Raw genomic sequence first — 19,783 nt, 5'->3', positions numbered from 1 at the left:
AAAAAATGACTATTACAAAGACTCAATTACGATCGATTATTACTGGTACTCAGCAAGAAAGAGTAGAATCTCTGTGTCAGTTACTGAATTATCCTGTCCATCAAAAAGACCCTCAAGGAAGTAGATTCTGGTATTTACGTCCTGCCAACGCTGAAAACGATGCCGAAGATACTTGTCCCATTGCAGTATCCTTTTACCCAGAATTAAATGAGTTAACCAGTGATAATGAGGTAAAACAGTTTTTTAGTAGTGATGAACAAGATAAAGTAATTAGAGGGCATTATATCAAGAGTACCGCAGAAAATCAGCCTGTAATGTACCTTTTATTTCCTTCAACAGATAACGGAAGGACAGCTTTTATTTTACCGACTGAGAGTAAATTAAGACAACGTAGCATTCAATCTTTTAGTTATGATGATGCTGATTTATTAGCTAGATTAGGAAGACTACATTTAGAACAATTAGTAATAGCTAATAAAATTATAGAAAAACCTATTGCTTTTGTTCCCCAAGTAGATTGGATATTCTATAAACCTGCTGTTACTGCTAAAGAATTAGCTGAAGAATTGGCGATCGTTACCCAACGCATTGAACAGGTTATACCCTCGGTTTATCATTCAGAAACAGAAGACGGTTATTTACATAAATTACTCAAGAGCTTTCAAAAGGAATTATTGCCTAACCTCAAGTTAAATTCTGATGATGAGAAAGAGTACAGTTTTGCTGATATTTACGCTCAAACGATCGCCTACGGTTTATTTACAGCAAGGGTATTTAGTTATGTGAAAAACCCTAAATTAGATTTTTACCGTCAAGGCGCATGGGATAAACTACCAGAAACTAATCCTTTCCTGAGACAGTTATTTAAAGATATTTCAGAGCGAAAACCTGAAGAATTAGGAGATGAATTAATCGACTGTATCACCGAAGCCTTTGCTATTTTAAGGGCGGCGAAAATGGATGCTATCCTTGCTGATTTTCGTAACAAAATGAATCGTGAGGATATTGTCATCAGATTTTATGAAGACTTCCTTAAAGCCTATAAACCAAGAATGAGGGAAAGACGAGGTGTTTATTACACCCCTGAGCCTGTAGTAAGTTACATGGTTCGATCAGTTGATGAATTGATTAAGGATAAGTTTAATAAACCATTGGGCATTGCTGATCCCGAAATAATGATTTTAGACCCGGCTTGTGGTACTGGTACATTTTTATTATGGATATTTCAGTTAATTCATCAAAGGTATCAAGAAAATCCAGAAGCATTGACGGAAGGATTAGAAGATAAATCATGGTCAGGTTATGTTACTGAGAGATTATTACCGAGAATATTTGGCTTTGAATTATTGGTTGCTCCTTATTCAATTTGTCATCTAAAATTAGGGCTTTTCTTAGAAGAAACAGGCTATGAGTTTAACAGTGGAAAACGGTTAGGAGTTTATTTAATTAACACCTTAGAAGATATTAAATTAAGGGAAGAAAAGGAACAATTAACTCTTGCTATTCCCCATATGGAAGAATTAATTGCAGAGGAAGCAAAAGCTGGTTCAAAGATTAAGAAACAAGAGCCAATTATGGTGATAATTGGTAATCCTCCCTACTCTGGTATTTCAGAAAACAATAATGAATGGATTACTAATTTAATAGAAGATTATAAGTATATTAATGGTGAACATTTTCGAGAACGAAAACACTGGTTACAAGATGATTATGTTAAATTTATTCGATTTTCTCAATGGCGAATTGATAAATCTGGACAAGGTATTTTAGCTTTTATTAATCCTCATACTTTTTTAGATAATCCTACTTTTAGAGGAATGCGTTGGAATTTATTAAGTACATTTAACGATATTAATGTTTTAAATTTACATGGAAATTCAAACAGACAAGAGATTTGTCCCGACGGTACTCCTGATAAAAATGTTTTTGATATTAGACAAGGAGTATCAATAAATTTATTCATAAAAAATCATATAGACAAAACAGAATTAGGACAAGTAAAATATAGTGATTTATGGGGTGAAAGAGACTTAAAATATAACATTTTACTAAAGCAAAGTTTAAAAACATCAATGTTAAAATCAATAAGTTTTTCTAACCCATATTATTTTTTCATAGACAGAGATGAAACAGGACGAGAAGAATATGAAAAAATGTTATTGATTAATCAAATATTTCTAGTATACTCAAATGGAATTGTAACAATGGGAGATTCTTTTATTATCGCTGAAAAAAAAGAAATATTGGAAGATAGATTAATAGATTTTTTACAAAAAAATTATAAAGAAATAGAATTAAAAAATAAATATAATTTAGGAAAAAATTATGCTAAGTGGATAATTGAAAATAAAAAATTGATAGAACAACATAATAAACTTTTTGAAAGTTTTATCAAAATAAGTTATCGTCCTTTTGATATAAAATTTACTATTTTTAGTAATAAATTGTTATGGCGTTGGCGTTTTGAAACAATGAAAAATATGTTATTTGGAAATAATATAGCATTTCATTTATGCCGACAAATAATAAGCGATGAATGGAAACATATTTTAGTTTTTGATAATGTAATTGACGATAGTTGTATTTCTAATAAAAGTAAAGAACGTGGTTATACATTTCCTCTTTATCTTTATCCAGACACAGAAAAACCTCAAGAATTACAACAAGAAAAAAGGGCTAATTTCTCACCAGAATTTCTTAATAAAATAAAATCAAAACTAGGTTATTTACCGACATCAGAAGCGATATTTTATTACATTTATGCAGTTTTTCATTCTCCTACTTATCGCCGTCGTTATGCAGAGTTTCTCAAGATAGACTTTCCCAGAGTGCCATTAACCAGTAATAAGCAATTATTCACTGAATTATCAGCATTAGGAGAGCAGTTAGTACAATTACACTTAATGACTTCTCCTAAATTAGATAAGTTAATCACTACTTTTATTGATAAGGGCGATCGAACGGTAGCTTCTGGTTATCCTAAATATATTGATGGGGTAGTGATGATTAATAAAAAAGAAGGTTTTGAAGGAATTAATGAGAAAGTATGGAATTTTTATATTGGCGGTTATCAAGTATGTCATAAATGGCTGAAAGATAGGAAAGGAAGGACACTTTCTGATGATGATATTCTTCATTATCAGAAGATTATAATTGTCCTCTCAGAAACTATTAAATTAATGACGATGATTGATGAAACAATCCCTAGTTTTCCCATTGAGTAATTAAAGTATGTCAAAAGAAATCACTTTTTCAGATCAACATCATGTAGAACAAATTCGTAGAAGGCTTTGGTGTGGTAGAGAATTTGGACAAGCCTCCGTTATGGTGGGGGCAGGTTTTAGTCGCAATGCAGATCCGATTTCATCATCTGTCAGTACTAAATTCCCTTCATGGTGGGATTTAGAAAAACAAATGCGTGATAATTTAACTCATTTACCTGATAGTGTTTTAGATAATTTTGATGCTTTGGAATTAGCCAGTCAATATGAGAATGTTTTTGGCAGACAACAATTAGAACAATTTTTAATTGATTCTATTCCAGACAAACAATACGATCCTAGTAAACTACACAAGTTATTATTATCATTACCTTGGTCTGATATTTTCACTACAAATTATGACACGTTGTTGGAAAGAACTTTTGTCCCTAACAAAAAATTTGAGATCATTTATAATCCCTCTGATATTCCAGGGCGAATGAAGCCCAGAATTGTCAAATTACATGGTAGTTTTGAATCTTATCGTCCATTTATTTTCACTAAGAAAGATTATCAAGAATATCCCCGAAAATTTGCTCCTTTTGTTAACTTAGTACAACAATCGATTATGGAAAATGCTTTCTGTTTAATCGGTTTTTCAGGAGAAGATCCTAATTTTTTAAACTGGATAGAATGGGTAAGAAGTAATCTGGGTGAATACAGCCCTCCTATTTATCTTTGTGGAATTTTAAATATTTCTGACTATCAAAAAGGAGTATTAAAACAAAGAAAAATAACTACAATAGATTTATCGTCCTTATTTCCTAAAGATAAGTACCACGACTCAAATATTAGACATTCTAAAGCCATAGAATGGTTTTTATGGAATTTAAAGTACGGAAAATCACCTAATTTAAAAGATTGGTTAAAGTGAAGATGATGAAAAAAGATTTAACACCGAGTCAAGATTTACCTACAATTCCACCAGCATTAGAATCATTATCTAGTCATGGTTATAGTTCAATGACACAAATTGAATTAGAAAACAATTCTAAGTTATTAAGTCATAGAAAATATGATGAAAAAGCACAAAAATATATTTACGGTAAATGGTTGTCTGTTGATGGACTAAAATATTTTCTGGATACATGGCAAAAAAATAGAGAAGATTATGAGAAGTATAACGGTTGGGTTATTTTACCGAAAAAATATAGAGATAGACTTTGGAATTATACAAAAGAATGGATTGGATTAATTTTTGAACAATTTAACGATTTAGACGCTCCAAGTAACTTATATTTGATTTACGAGTTAAATTGGCGATTAGAAAAAATATTAATCCCTCTAACCCCTCTTATTCTTGTTGTTAATTCATCTATTGAAGAAAAACTAACCTCAATTGTTGAAAAATTTAACCCTTATCCTGAGTTAATTAATTTCGATAACTCAACTCAAAATCAAGAGAAAGATAACAAGAATAATCAAGAAATTATTACTCCAGATAACGAAAAATATCAAGGAAAAGATTGGGATTGGAATAAGATTACTAACGCTTGGGTAGATTTAGCTTTTGGATTGTTAAAAAATGCCAGAGAAATTCAGAATAAAGATGATTTTGAATTATGGAGAAATAGGCTTAAACAAATAGTTAGTATGGATTCTGTCTGGCATTCACGTTGGATTTATGAACAGTGTTTATATCATTTATCCCGTTTGGAATATGATTTAGTTGCCAATTTAGTCGAGGAATGGGAATCAAACTTAAATTTAATACCTGATTTTTGGGAAGTAAAAAGAGCATCGATACTAGCTCAAATAGGGGAATTAAAAGAAGCTAAAAAAATAACGGAAAAAATATTGACAAAAATACGTTTTTCTATTCAGCCTTATGAAATCAATTATTCCCTTTTATCTCAAGAAGGTTGGACAATGCTTTTAAATTTAGAAATAAAACAACAAATTCTATTCAGTCAAGGAAAATGGGAAGATATTTTTGAACCTGATGAGAATAGAGACAGGTGGGAAACCTTAAATCAATATTATTGTAACCCACATATAGAAATAGAAACTTTAGCACAAATAGTTGATCGTCCTCCACCTCAAATTAGACAACAAATAGAAGAAACAAGAGGATTTTTACCTTATGAAAAATTTACAACTATTCGTTATGGTGACGATAATTCATCATTATTATCCGATCTTCGCCCGGCATTTGAATCAATCAGAATTTTGCAAGAAGGTGGTATTCCTTTTTCTTTGAATAATATAAAAGGGCATCAAAAACATATCATAAATGCTTCAAAATGGACACTTACCTATTTACCAGAATTTTCTCTTTTAACTTTAATTCAATTAGATGATCAAAAAAAGATCAAAGATTGGTTAAGTTTTGTTGATATTGCTCTTTTACCGCAAGAATATATCGATAATCTTTTTGAGTTACTTTATGGATTTTTCTACAAAGTAATTGAACAGTTATCCAATTTAAGAAAAAATGCTATTTTCACAAACGAATATTTATATTCAAGACTACCTGTATTTACTGAGGTATTGTCTTGTTTGTGTATTCGTTTAAATAATGAGCAATTAAAAAAAGTGTTTAACTTAGCGGTAAAAATGTACAACATAGAGTCATTTAGACAAATTTATGCTGTACATAATTTGCCATGTTTACTTTTTAAACACTTATTTTATGTTTTGCTTTCATCTGACATTATCAATAAGCTCAATACTCTTTTATCTTTGCCAATGGTAGGAGAAACTGGCTTTGTCTGTTCACATCCAAATATTTTTAAAGAACCATTCTACTATATTGAATTCCCTCAAGATTTTACTCTGGATGATAATTTTGATCGAACACAGTGGAATGAAGCTATTGAAAGATTAATTAATGTTATTCAAAATGATAATGGTGAAGCTAGAAAAAGAGCTATTTCTAGGTTAATACAATTATATATAATCAAAGGATTAACTTTTGAGCAAGAGAATCTATTTGCCAAAGCTCTGTATTCACAACGAGAGAATAATCTACCAAAAGATATTGATAAAATTTATCGTCCATATATTATACTTTCACTACCCGAAGAACAACAAGGAATAGCAAAAGATGTCATCTCTCAATCTATCATCAAAAACTTAGAAAATATAAAAAACTTCCGATTTAATTCAAACGCTGATTTTGACCAATTAAATGAGTCTTTAAGGAATCTTTTTTATGCTAGTCTTCCTTTAAACCAAAAACTTGAAGATAACAATAAATATATAAATTGGACAGAAGATAATATACAATATTTTTTCACAATAATTAATGATCTTTGGACAGATAATAAAAGTGTTTTTATAAAGATATATTCTCAAAAAAATCATTTATTTAGGAATCTTTTGTTAGATGTAATTACTCAAATAGATAATTGCTTATCAAGAGTAATTTTACCAAGATTAAAAAATTCTGAGGATAATTTAAAAATACAAATAAAAGAACTAATTGATGATTGTAAAAATAACAAAATTTCTATGTTATCAGTTTTTCCCATAATGTTATTTATTGATGAAAATCTTGATGTAAATGAGATTGCGAGAAAATTAATATTTGCTTTATCTTCATTAGATAAAAATGAAATAAATAGTGCAGTTAACGCAATAGAAATTTGGTTAATGTTTAGTCATCAAGAACAAATTAAACATCCACCAGAAAACCTTTTAAATGAGTTAATTAGTAAAGTTATTTATTATCGAGAAGCAAAATTTAGTCTTGCTGTTTATACTTTAGGAAATATGATTTCAATGTTGCCAAATATCTTAACTCAAAGCCAATTAGAATCAATATTAATCGGATTAGAATATTTATTAGAAGAAACGCAATTACCTGATAACTGGACTTGGTGGAAAATATTTAATTATGATATAAACCGTAAAATTGATGTTAAAGATATTCCTCAATACATGGAGTATTGTTCATATTTAGCCAACTGTTTATATAAATACTATCAAGAGATAAAAAAAGAAGAATTTATTCCTGAAATTTTAAATAAATGGAAAGATAACTCCTTAAATAGTGTATTTCCTAGAGTAAGAAAAATATGGAAAAATTAATATGCTAAATCAAGTAATCTTAGAAATAACCAAAAATCAACGCCCTTATTATCATCAACAAGGTAATACTATTAAGGGAATTGATAACCAATACTGGTTAATATTTAAACGCCGAGACGCAGATAATTTATTAAATAATATTGTTAGTTTTTTAGGAATATTTGGTAAGCACAGTAACTATAAATTAGTGAGAATAGACTTAAATACTGCCCATGTGTATTACTACACATTAAAGAATGAGAATAATTTGCCAAATAATACCTTATTAAGAACCAGTAAAGTAGAGATAATAGAGAAGTTTTTAGAGTTAGAAAATATAAAGAAAGAAGATAGTTTATTAGCCGGTAGTTTCCTAGAATTAGAGAGCAAAATAAGAAGGAGAAGAAAGTTTAATTTACCTGATGATAAAGATAAATATAATGATTTTATTACCGCTTATTTAGAAAGAACAAAACTATACCGTCGATCGACTGCCTATTTTGAGAGTGGTGTATTAAAACTATATGAAGAACCGTTACAGCATCTTGTAAAGAATGAGGGAGAAATAAGGTTATTAATGGACTGGATGGGATTTTGTAATGTTAGGGATGTAAAGGAACTAAAGAAACTACAAAATCCTGAGTATCGTTTACCCTTTGTCCGCCAAACCCTGCAACAATTCCTTGATAGTCTTGATGATAGTTCTCTCACTAGTACAGAGATATTAGCAGAATTAGTAAGATTAGAAGTTCTGAAGATTAAGATGGTGAAGATGGACACGGGAAGGAGAGCTATTTACCACAAGAAAACAGGGATATTAACAGATTATCTTGGTAATCACATAATGCACGAAGGTTCTGATAACTTCACGAAGGCGGCGCATACCAGAAATGCAGAGAGTGTAACTTTTCTTTATTATTCTGACTCGATCGACTTAGAAGCGATCACAGATACCATTGAGCAGTTTGATGAGGAGTGGGAAGATTCCGATTATATCCTTGAGTTCTCCCAAGAGTTTTTAGACCAGATTATCAGAGAGAAAAGTAAACGATTACAAGCTAAAAAACCAGTTATTGATGCTATTACTCCTCACCAATTAACAGCAGGAGAAACTATCACCGTTACTATCACTGGTAATAATTTAGAAAATGTGAACTCGATCGTATTTCCTGATAATGAATTAATTATAGTTACTATTAAACAACAGGATAAGACAAAGATAATAACAGAATTTCAGGTATTAGCAGAACACCCTCATCAACAATTAACAGAAATAATACTTAGTACAGATAAACCATATTTATTAGAATTAAGTCAAGGGATTGAGATTATCCAGAGAATAGTAATACCTGACTTTCCAGATATTGAAGGATTCAAAGAAGCTGTTGAACTTATTTTACAGGGAAGACACGGACAACCAGAGGATTTTATTTATTGGTTAGCCCAACAAAAACCCCATTTATTACGAGTAGAAGATAGTGATTTATTAGTAGAATTTGTGAATGATGGTATCCTATTTGAACATCAAAAATCAGGTTCGCAACACTGTTATCGGATTATGCAGGATTTTGGGGTTGCTGTGTGTGCCGATGCAGTGGGATTAGGTAAAACTAGATTAGCTTCCGCCGTAGCTAAACTTTACCAACATAATCAAGGACAAGTAAGAATAGCAATTATCGCCTCGAAAAAATTACATTCTAACTGGGAAAGAGAAATGAGGGAGTTAGGTTTTAGAAAAGGTGACTACGAACTCTACAATAAAAACCTAATGAGTCGCAAAAACAGTAATTTTCTTGATGATTTCAACCGTTATGGTGGTGCTGACTTAGTAATCATTGATGAAGTCCATGAGGGTATCAGAAACTATAATAATCACATCCATAAAACCTGTTTACGCATTAGACAACAGGATATAGTTGATAACAGACAAAGATATTATTTACTATTAACTGCTACCCCTTGGAATAACCGCCGAGAGGATATTTACAATATATTATCCCCTTTTCTCACTCGTCCAGAAGGATTCACGGATTTAGGTTTTCCGCCCGAATTAGCTCATTGGTTTAGTAATAGGGAGATAGGAGTGGAAAACTTTACTGATAATACTCCTATTTTTCGTAACGTTTACCGAGAGTTATTTTTGCAACGTACCCGTAAAATGTTGAGGGATGCTACTCCTGATTTAAACCTCTATGCTAAAAGGATAGCTGAATGGTTGCCTGTACAGTTTGAAGCGAAAACAGAAACTGCCTTAGAACAGATTTTTACTCAATTTGAGAATAGCTTATTTATCCCCTTTGCTGACCCTATCCGCTACTTTACTGATACTGTTGAACAACGATCGCTCCTGCGCAACCAAAGAAGAATGTTTTTGCAAAGAGCAGAATCTAGTATGTATGCACTAAGAAGAACAATTAAGAACTTTAGCGATCGTATCGTATTATTACAGAGAAGATTAGAGAGTGTAACAGCAAATGGTGAGGGATTAAAGCAGTTTTTGCTATTACACTATGATTTTATTACTGAAAATGAGTTTAACCAAGATGAATTAGAGGATAATTTACTTGATTTTGATAACGACGATTTTTGGGAAGATGAAGATGATGAGGTGGAAATCGATAATAACCAAGAGGAAAGAAGACAACAGTTAAGAACCAGTATTAATTTAGCTACCGATAATTTAACAGATGAAAGAGCGATCGATATTTACCAGAGAATTTTAACGGATTGTGAAAGTGACAAAGAGCAATTAATAGAGATTGAGAGTTTATTAAAGGATGAATTTATTACTGACCATAAAAGACAGATTGTTACCGCTAAAGTTAAAGAATTAGTCAAATCAGGGTATAAAGTATTATTAATTTCTACTTTTGCTGATACTGTCATTGATTACTACCGCTACATGGCACAAGATACTGTCATTATTTCTAAAGGTATTGGTATGGCAATGGGAGGAAATAAAAGGTATTTTACCGATAATCATATAGTTAAGGTAAATAAGCATAATCTAGTCAAGAATCAACGGGAGAAGAAAGGAATAACAAGATTAGAGTTATTTAGGTTATTTGCCCCCTCCGCTAACGCTAAAGGTAATAAACCATCTCTTGATGAAGAAATAGCTGTTTTAATCGGTTCTGAAACTCTCTCCGTAGGGCAAAACCTCCAAGATGCTGATTACCTAATAAATATTGATTTACCTTGGAATCCCATGACTCTTGAACAACGTATCGGTAGAATCGATCGACCTAAACAACATAAATCAGATTACATCTATATCTATTATGCTAATAGTGAAAGTCAATTACTCAGACAGGCAAGTAGATTAAATAATCTCCATAAGAAGCTGGTGGGGGATTTAGCAGAAGATGGGCAAAAAATACCAGAAATTAATGATTTAACAGAGTTAGGTGCTTCGGTTTATGGTGATACTTCTTTTGATGATGAAATTTTACCCGGTTATATAGACTTTATTCAAAGTTTAGTTAAAGTCAGGAAAATGGAACAGGATAATATTCAAGAAAAAACCTATAATAAACAGGAAACTGCTAAAGATTTATATACAGAAAATGAGATTTTACAATCAGAAGAATTGAAGAAATTAGTCCAACGTCTGGGGGATGATTATATCCCCAATCCCATCAGTTTAGGCAAACTAAATAATTCAGATTCCGCCCATAATTTACTTGCATTAACAATTAATTATTTCGGTCCAAATAATGAACCACTCCCTGATAAAAAAGAAGTGATTTACTGGAATAATTTAACAGGAGAAGAAGATGCTTATGGAAAGTCGATCGCTCTCAGTTTTCAAACCCCAGAATATCACGAAGTAGTATCAGCATCAGTAATTATTGAAAGAGCAAATAGTTTATATGAAAAACTGATGGGAATAAAAAGAGATTATGAGCAAAATTTAGAGAGAGAAGATAGTACAGAGAATATTAATATTAGTTCAGAGAGAGTATCAAGGATACAAAAAAGAATCCGAGAAATGGATAGTTTTCCCGAAGGAGTTAATCGAAAAATAGTAAAAGAAATCTTAAATAAATTAAATCAACATAAACAGAATAAACAGGTGCAAAAACTATTAAAACAATTTACTGATGGTGATAAAAGTAAGTTAGGAAATGATGATTTTATTAATCAATTGGTGGATGAAACGAATAGATTAAGTCTGATTGATATGGAAGTAATTAAAGCTAGTAAATTAAAGTTATCTTTATCTGCTTTATTGATGTTAATTTAATGAGGAGATAGACTTACTGGTTTATGAACTTTACGGGCTTACTGAGGAGGAAATTAACATAGTTGAGGGAAAATTAATTAATTTTTACATAATAAAAACAATAGCTCAAAAAAATTAATATTAATAAAATAAAATCATCTAAAAAATGGAAATAAATAACATCTCTAATCAGCCGGAATATATTTCAGAAAAAAATAAACATATTGAACAATATTTAGACTATTTTTCATCTCAAGAAAAATCGACTGGTTTTGCACTTTTAATAAAAGGAGAATGGGGGAGTGGGAAATCTTGGTTTATTAATCAGTATATAAACAAACTCAAAAGCAATTCAAGTAATAAGCAAAATTTATATATCAATCTTTATGGAATTAATAATGTCTCTCAAATAGATGATCTTATTTTTGCAGCTGTTCATCCAATACTATCATCAAAAACAGCAAAAATAGCTGGAAAAATAGTAAGAGGTCTATTATCCAAGTGGGTTATTAATACAAACTGGAATCAAGATTCAAAACCAGATGGTAATGTACAACCTTCTTTGGAAAAAATAAATATTAAAGATTTTTTTAATCAATCCTTAGAGGAAGATAGTAAATATAATTTAATAATATTTGATGATTTAGAACGGTGTAAAATACCTATTGAAGAATTATTCGGATATATTAATAATTTTGTAGATTCAGAATATTTAAAAGTAGTGATTATTCTTAATGAAAATAAAATTGAAGAAAATAATCATGATAAATATAAAAATACTAAAGAAAAAATAATAGGTCAAACCTTAGAAATGATTTCCGATATAGATAGTGCCTTAAATTTTTTTATTGAAGAATTAATACAAGAAGAAGTTAAAGTTTATCTAAAAAAGAATATAAATACTATAGAAGATATTTATATAGAATCAGACTCTCATAATTTGAGAATATTAAAGCAAATAATATTAAATTTTAAAAGAGTTTTTGAAAAACTACCTGAAGAAGCTCAAAAATCGTCAGAATTTATACATCAGATATTAAAAGTTATTATAATTTTTTCGTTAGAAATAAATTATGGTAGATTAGAAACTAAAAATATTCGTTTAGTACCAGATGCAATATATAAAACTATAGCTAAAGATTATCACAATAGAAAGAACGATAATAATATAAAAACCAATATGAATAATATTATTGATGAAAAATCTATAAGATTATTTTTATCTTTTTTTGATCTTGAGATTCTAGACTCAGAAAATGAGCATTTGCAAAATATTATTTGGTGGCAAAAATTTTTTCATAAAGGTTTAATAGATCAGGAAGGATTAGAAATATTGTGGAATAACAGTAAATATAATAATCAAAATATACCTGAATGGATAAAATTATATCATTGGAGTAATTTAGAAGATGAAGATTTTACCGATTCTTTTAAGAGTGTTATTGAAAATTTAAAGAAAAAACATTATAAAGATTTAGGAGTAATTAAACATATTATTGGAATATTTTTATGTCTTTCAGAAAATGGGTTTTGTAAAATATCTAAGAAAAATATTATCAATTATGGTAAAAAATATCTTGATCATTTATACAAAAATAATTTACTTGATGCAAATTTTACCTATCAACTACAAATATACAATAATTTATGGTATCAAAGTCGTGATAGTCAAGAATTTAAGGAGTTTAGTAAGTATGTTAATAAAAGTATAAACTCTGCAAAAAAACAAAATTTACCTGATGAAGCTAATAATTTATTAAAACTAATGGAGGAAAATTTTTGTGCATATATACAAGCTATATGTTCTAAAAATATAACTAATAATGATCATAAAAATTATCTTGATATTCCTATTTTTAAATATATTAAACCTCAAGAGTATTTTGACATTTTTATAAAGAAAACCAATATTGATAAGCAAAGATGCTTATGGTCTTTAAAAAATCGCTATAAATCATACAATACAGAAAGTAATTTATCATCTGAATTGGACTTTATCAAAGATTTAAAAATAATTATTGATGGTTATGTGATTAAAAATCCTAAAAAAATTAGTAGCTTTATATTAAAATCTAAATCAGAAAAAGAATTAAAAGAAATTATAGATAAATTAGAACAAAATATTTAATTTTTTTAAAATTTGTGGATAAAATGGATAATCAATAATTTACAAGAAATGTAGAATAAACACTGTAAAAAAGAATGAAAAGAGATAATTTTTATACTAATTATGCAAATACAAGATAAACAATAAATTTATCTGCCATCGCTCCTAATTAAACTAAAGACTTATGAAACTAATGAATATCACTTTAGAGAACACTATAAAAAAGATGATCCTATCGTTATGATGATTGAGGGAAAATTTCTACAAACCATTTTTTGATATGAGGAAGGCGACTAATATAAGTTCCAATTTCATCCCTGAACTTGCTAATTTAATCCCTTTAGAATAAATCTTTTTAATCAATCTTACCACTGGATTTTTCCTTTTAAAGGGACTAAATGGACTAGATAAAAGGTTCGTGCAATACATCTAAAACATAATACACCAATCGTTTAGGATTGCTATATTATCGATCGAACTCCCAAACATTCTGTGTACGTGTTTCTATTTAGCGATCGATAAGTAAATAGGATTGGTAGAGATTAAGAAGGATGTAGCAATTACATCAGTTAATGAGTGAGAGATCGCCTTCATGAAAATTTATTTGATTCTTACTCTTTGAGAAATACGAGTTTGATGTCTGATTTGATTATAAAGATCAACTTCCTCTTTTGAATGAGTAACTGATGCGACTAAAGCATATCTTTGAGTGTCAATTTCATCTTTTTTCGCCCATTTTCGATTACAAATCACAACAATATAGAGAGGTTTTTTGTTATATTTCCAATTATTCTTAGATATAGTAATTACTCCTTTTTGTAAAGTTCCTTTTTTTCTAAGTTTATTTGTAGGTGATAAATTCACATCAATATTCTTCCCGTGTTCTTCTTTTAAATTTTTAATTGATATTTCCGTTAAATTTTCCGTTCCTTCATCTTGAGTTGCCTTTAGAAAAGCTGTTTGTAAAATTTCTTTATCTATATTTTTAAAAAGACGAAACTCCATTGTTATTCCTAAATAAGAATCTCCTCTTGTATGACGAGTAGGAGGATCAAAAGCCAAAGTAACCGATATTTTTCTTTTTCCTTTAATTTTGAGAAAATTGTCAGGAAGGGCCGGAATTTCATAAATTCTAAACTTGCCAACGGGTATAATTCCATTATCTTCTAATAAAACTACTTGATTTTTTGTAGAATAAGCAGATCTATCAAAATTTGGTTGTCCATAACCATAGATTTGAAGTCGATTTTGTTCTTGTTTAGAAGTAGTCCCTTGAAAAACATTAGGGATTTCTTGGGGAAGTTGTGCAGAGTCAGCAATTAAAGCTCTTATTAAATTAGATGTCGCATCTGGAAATTTAGTAAATAATTGGGCTGCTAAATTAGCAACACGAGGTGCTGAAAAGCTAGTTCCACAAAATGTTTTAAATAGTAAATTTGCTTGAAAATCCTTATTAAGTGTTACGATTGAAGCACCTGGCTCATTTGGAATTATGTTCGTTCTATCTAATACTAAATCACCACCAAAATCAACAAATTCTGGTTTAATCATTCCATCAACTCCAAAACCGATTCTCGTAAATGGGGATGGATAACCTTCTATTTGAGCGATGGTATTTCGACAAGCATCTTCAGAATAAGTCATACTTCCTTTTCCCATTGATAATGAACCAACCGTTAGAGCAATCGCCGCCGTAGCTGGTTCTATAATTTTTGCCTTTTCATCTAATAAATACTGAGGGTATTGTGTTTTTAATAATTCATTTGATTCAGGTTGATATTGAAAATTACCTGCCGAGATGACAAATAGTATATTATAATTCCGCCAACGATAAGCAAGTTCATCAATTTTTGCGGCTAAACGAAACTGTTTTTGACCATCTTGATAGATTAAATTACTATCACCAAGAGAAATATTAATAACTTTACAATTAGGGTAAGTTCCAACAAAATAATCAACGGCTTTTTCTAATTGATTATCTAACAATAAATCAGGATCATATTCATTATTTTCATTAGTTACACGAGCAGAAAAAAGCCAAACTTCAGGCTGAAATGATTGATTTTTAATACACTTGTTAATATCTCCATAAATAGCAATTCCTGAAACACCTGTACCATGTCCACCTGTTTTTCGATCACAATCATCTTCATTTCCATTAATTAATGTTCCTTCTGGATCTCGAAAAACTTCAGCATCACCTAATGTATTTTTAATTAATGGATGACCTCTTTGTACACCTGAATCAATTACTAAAACTCCCGTATTATTTACAGGTGGAGAAATAACATTTGGAAATTTAGATAAAGGAATATTTATTTCTTGATAAGATTCAAAAGCTGGTTTGGAGCGACGATCAATTTCTTTAACGGCATCTTCTGCTAATAATATTTCTAAGACTTCTTGCCTTATTTTAATTCTAGCTACACAAATATAATTTCCTATATATTTGTCTGTAACTTTCATATTTGGATATTCTTTAAAATCTTTTAAAAAAGAATCAAGATTTTCAATATAATCTTTCATTTCTGTTTTATTACCTGTATGCCATAATTCCAAATCTAAAGGCACTAATTCATCTTTTTCTAATGGTTTTAACTGTAATAAGCGTCCTATTTTATCCCGGGCTTCTAATGAAACTAAATCTTCAATGTCATCTAAATATCCATATTCGTAACTATCTTTTACCAAACCACTATAAGCCTGTAATTTTTCTCTAAAAATCTTCAAATTATCGTCTGAAGAAAAGACAATAATAGCTTGTTTTAATTTTGTTTCTTTGGCAACTAAATTTAATCCTGATTTAATTACTTTTTCATCTGAAAAATTAAAATCTTTTCTCAATTTAATTTTGAAAATAAGTTTAGGATTAATCCCAAAAGGGGAATACTCTTTTTCAGGACGATTACTAATAGAATCTAATTGATTTAAAAGTTTAGTACCATGAGAACTTCTATTCGTTCTTTTATGGGATGTCCCTCCTCCGTTAAGTTTTCTCGTGTATTCTATCTCGGTTTTCGGTAATTCTAAATGTTCCAATTTACTCATCATCAATATTGTCTAAATATTTTTCGTTTTGTCGAGATTTATTGATAATATTCATTCTTTGAAAATGATTTTTAACAGCGATTTCTAAATCTTTTGAGGTTAAAATATCTTGATTATTCAGTATAACTAATTTTATTGCATCAAAACAAATTTTTTCTATCTCTGAACCAGTAGCATCTTTTAGTTGAGAAGCAATTTTATTAAATTCTAAACTTGAATGTTTAATACTTGAGAGGTTTTTTCTTAATAAAGAAAGCCTCATCTTATAATCAGGTTTATCAAAGAAAATAATTTCATCAAATCTTCTCCAAATAGCTTTATCAAGTAACGATTCATAATTAGTAGCGGCTATAAATATACTTTTATCTTCCTGAGAATTATCAATTAACTGAAGTAAACTATTAACAAGTCTTTTGATTTCGCCATGTTCATTATCTGAATTTCTATCTTTCGCAATTGCATCAAATTCATCAAATAAAACAACCCATTCACCTATCTTTATATAATCAAATATTTTTTTCAGATTAACTGCTGTTTCACCTAAATAAGAGGAAAAAACGGAAGGAAGATTAACATAAATAAGTGGTTTTTCTAAAACACTAGCTAAGACCTTTGCTGTAATTGTTTTTCCACAACCTGAAGAACCACAAAACAAAATTTTTGAAGTAGGTTTTAAATTATAAGAATTAAGTAACTCAACCTTCCTATTTTCGATAACTATTCTTTCTAAAATATCTAAATTTTTTTTAGATAAAACGACTCTATCCCAATTAAATTGATATGTTTGTATTTCTATCAAAGGTAATCCGGTTTCCTTATCTTTAGGAACTTCTGGATATTGTTCTTGATAAAAATTATTTGAAGCTAATTGTTTAGAAATTGTTTTTTGCATAATTCTTTCTAAATCATGAGCTAATAGAAGATGATTTTTCTCTTTTTCTTCTTCAATAAGTTGCGTTGCTATGGCACATAATTCCTCCTTATTTTCATTAGAAAAACTATTAAATAATTTTCTTAAAGTATCCCCTCGTGCCATTTATTTTAATAGTCTAATTGTTTTATTTCTTTTGAACAACTGTGAATATTTTTTTACTGAATTTACAATTCTGTTAAAATCATATCATACTATAAAATAGCTAAATCTTCAAATATTTTTATTCGATGATATTTTGTACTATTATATTAATTCTGAACAATAATAAACTTGTTATAGAATTTTAGTAAGTAATTTTGTTTTCATCAATGTTATTTCTGTCCTTATTCTAAATAAAAACAAATACTAAATGTGGGTTTAATTTAGTATTAAATAATAAATATTTTTCTCTTTATCCATTATAATCATCTAATTTATGCAATAATTTATTTTATTTCTTTGGTATATAAAGATCCCGGATAAACTAACCTCTGCATTCCCCTTAACTGTACTGTTATCTGTTTACTGCTGATTAATTGCCGAAGACAAATATTAATCATGGATACTGGACGATTAATACTGTTACTGAGATATTTTATAGTACAACCATTAGGATTTTGGTTAATTACCTGCAACAATTGTTCACCCGTAGTTAATCCGCCACGAGCTTTTATGAATATTAAGTTTGGCATTTCCTCACACAGAAATTGTTAAAAATTATTAAGCTATCATAGCTTAGACTGTAAATATTTACAGATGACAAAAAGACAATATTTCATTTATTACTAACTGAGGATTTTTAAGTATATCTGTAGCATTAAATCTTAGGGTAGGGATATTGAGGGATTGAAGAAGACGATCGCCAGAAATATCTAATTGTCGTTGTTGGGGATTAAGGTGATGTTGTCCATCAAGTTCAATGCGTAACAAAGGTTTAAGGAGAATAAAATCATATTCAACCCTACCAGAAAGGAGAGTATCCGAGAGGGTATTAGGGAGAGGTAGAACAAGCCCTTTAGTATTGGAGAGAAAGGGTATATGATGTTCGTAAAGTAATTGAGCAAGTTTAAGTTCAGGAAGAGAACGTAGAGTTAATCCCTGCCATTCATTGGTGAAGTCAATAAATTGGTTAATTTTATCAGAATGAGATTGATTGAAAGAGATTGACCAGTAATGTTGAGTATTTCTACCATCCCGTTGATCAAGATATTGTAGGAAAAAATCATCCTTGAGAGTAATGGAGAATTTATCACGGGTGTGAGAATTAAGCCAACTATTAACTTTTGTGCGTTGACTGTTATCTCCATTTTTAAAGAGTGCAATAAGGATGTCCATTAACTTACTGGTTTGGACGGTGAGGGTATAATCATATGCTTTAGGCTTTACAACCAAATCCATTATTTAACACTCCTGTAATCATATTTAAAAAATAGATTAGCATTTCCTGAGTGTAAATATTTACAGTTCGGCAGTGAAACTGTAATTTAAACCAAATTATTTTATTTCAAAATTATTACAATAAAGGTAGTTGACACAAGAAACGAGGTTGCTGAGCTAAGGAAAAAACTCAACGTAAATCATAGTCGAGTTATTGTAATATCAATAAGGTTTGGTATGTCACGAGAGGTGTTTATAACAATATTTACAGGAATTTCAGTAATCTGTTTTAAATCCAAGTATGAAGGCGTTGACATCTTTGATATAACAATATTCTTTAATAGCTTTGTTCTTTGCATTAGTCTCTCCAAAATACCATATAGATTCTATCCCTTGCTGAGTATAGTCGTTAACACGTTGTTGTAGCTCCTCAACAGTTATAGGTGATAGCTGTATCTCGTGTGCTATAAGATAGCCATTCTTGTTCTGGGCAACGTCAATAATCCGATACGACAATAAGGTAGGGATACGGTGTTCTACAGTAATAATGTCATTTGGGTTTGCTTCTCTTAATTGTTCTGCTAGTTTATGTTTAGCAAAAAGATGTTGGTAAGTCTCCCCACTGCTGGAACAAGAGTTCTGTCGTTTATGTACAAAATGCGGTACTTTGTAAACGCTACTACGAGGAAACATGGGGCAATCGCAGAACGGACAAAACAAACTGCCAACGGCAAATGCCTCTCTTATTTTGTCAGCACTTTCGTAATCTAGTGTTGATACGATGACATTAAAGTCATTGCTTTTATGGATAGCTGTTAACGGCATAATCTACTATAAAGAAT

10 protein-coding genes are annotated in these 19,783 nt (G+C 29.8%); 5 read left to right on the top strand and 5 right to left on the bottom strand.

The window, feature by feature from the left end; translation table 11 throughout:
- Positions 1-5 precede the first annotated feature (5 nt).
- The 5 genes from GM3709_RS03255 to GM3709_RS03235 all read left to right on the top strand — a co-directional run bounded on the left by GM3709_RS03255 (position 6) and on the right by GM3709_RS03235 (position 13,624).
- A complete protein-coding gene (locus tag GM3709_RS03255; RefSeq protein ID WP_066116249.1) occupies positions 6-3,224 on the top strand; it encodes a type ISP restriction/modification enzyme in 3,219 nt (1,072 codons plus the stop codon).
- Between the two features lie 7 nt (positions 3,225-3,231).
- Positions 3,232-4,134 carry an SIR2 family protein gene (locus tag GM3709_RS03250; RefSeq protein WP_066116247.1) on the top strand — a complete coding sequence of 301 codons (903 nt, stop codon included), beginning with the start codon at positions 3,232-3,234 and terminating at the stop codon, positions 4,132-4,134.
- A 2-nt stretch (positions 4,135-4,136) separates the two neighbouring features.
- Positions 4,137-7,292, top strand: coding sequence for a hypothetical protein (locus tag GM3709_RS03245; RefSeq protein ID WP_066116245.1), 3,156 nt, complete (start codon positions 4,137-4,139; stop codon positions 7,290-7,292).
- Between the two features lies 1 nt (position 7,293).
- Positions 7,294-11,517, top strand: a complete 4,224-nt coding sequence (locus tag GM3709_RS03240; protein WP_066116242.1) for a helicase-related protein — start codon at positions 7,294-7,296, stop codon at positions 11,515-11,517.
- 145 nt (positions 11,518-11,662) lie between these two features.
- Positions 11,663-13,624: a P-loop NTPase fold protein gene (locus GM3709_RS03235; RefSeq protein ID WP_066116240.1), complete on the top strand. Its 1,962-nt coding sequence runs from the start codon at positions 11,663-11,665 to the stop codon at positions 13,622-13,624.
- Between the two features lie 579 nt (positions 13,625-14,203).
- On the opposite strand, the gene GM3709_RS03230 is transcribed toward GM3709_RS03235, so the two are convergent.
- The 5 genes from GM3709_RS03230 to GM3709_RS03210 all read right to left on the bottom strand — a co-directional run bounded on the left by GM3709_RS03230 (position 14,204) and on the right by GM3709_RS03210 (position 19,766).
- On the bottom strand, positions 14,204-16,654 hold the full coding sequence (locus GM3709_RS03230; protein WP_066116238.1) for a S8 family peptidase: 2,451 nt from the start codon (positions 16,652-16,654) through the stop codon (positions 14,204-14,206).
- Positions 16,644-17,687, bottom strand: a complete 1,044-nt coding sequence (locus GM3709_RS03225) for an AAA family ATPase (RefSeq protein ID WP_066116236.1) — start codon at positions 17,685-17,687, stop codon at positions 16,644-16,646. The genes GM3709_RS03230 and GM3709_RS03225 overlap by 11 nt, the downstream gene beginning before the upstream one ends.
- Positions 17,688-18,010: 323 nt before the next feature.
- Complete coding sequence (locus GM3709_RS03220; protein WP_066116234.1) at positions 18,011-18,256, bottom strand: hypothetical protein; 246 nt, start codon at positions 18,254-18,256, stop codon at positions 18,011-18,013.
- A gap of 58 nt (positions 18,257-18,314) precedes the next feature.
- Entirely contained in the window at positions 18,315-18,962 is a 648-nt protein-coding gene (locus GM3709_RS03215; RefSeq protein ID WP_066116233.1) for an endonuclease domain-containing protein, read from the bottom strand.
- Positions 18,963-19,217: 255 nt separating this feature from the next.
- The gene (locus GM3709_RS03210; RefSeq protein ID WP_066116231.1) at positions 19,218-19,766 is read right to left on the bottom strand and encodes a competence protein CoiA; all 549 of its coding nucleotides are present in this window, start codon (positions 19,764-19,766) and stop codon (positions 19,218-19,220) included.
- Positions 19,767-19,783 lie beyond the last annotated feature (17 nt).

Source organism: Geminocystis sp. NIES-3709 (assembly GCF_001548115.1).
GTDB lineage: Bacteria > Cyanobacteriota > Cyanobacteriia > Cyanobacteriales > Cyanobacteriaceae > Geminocystis.
This window is presented reverse-complemented; position numbering and strand designations above follow the sequence as displayed.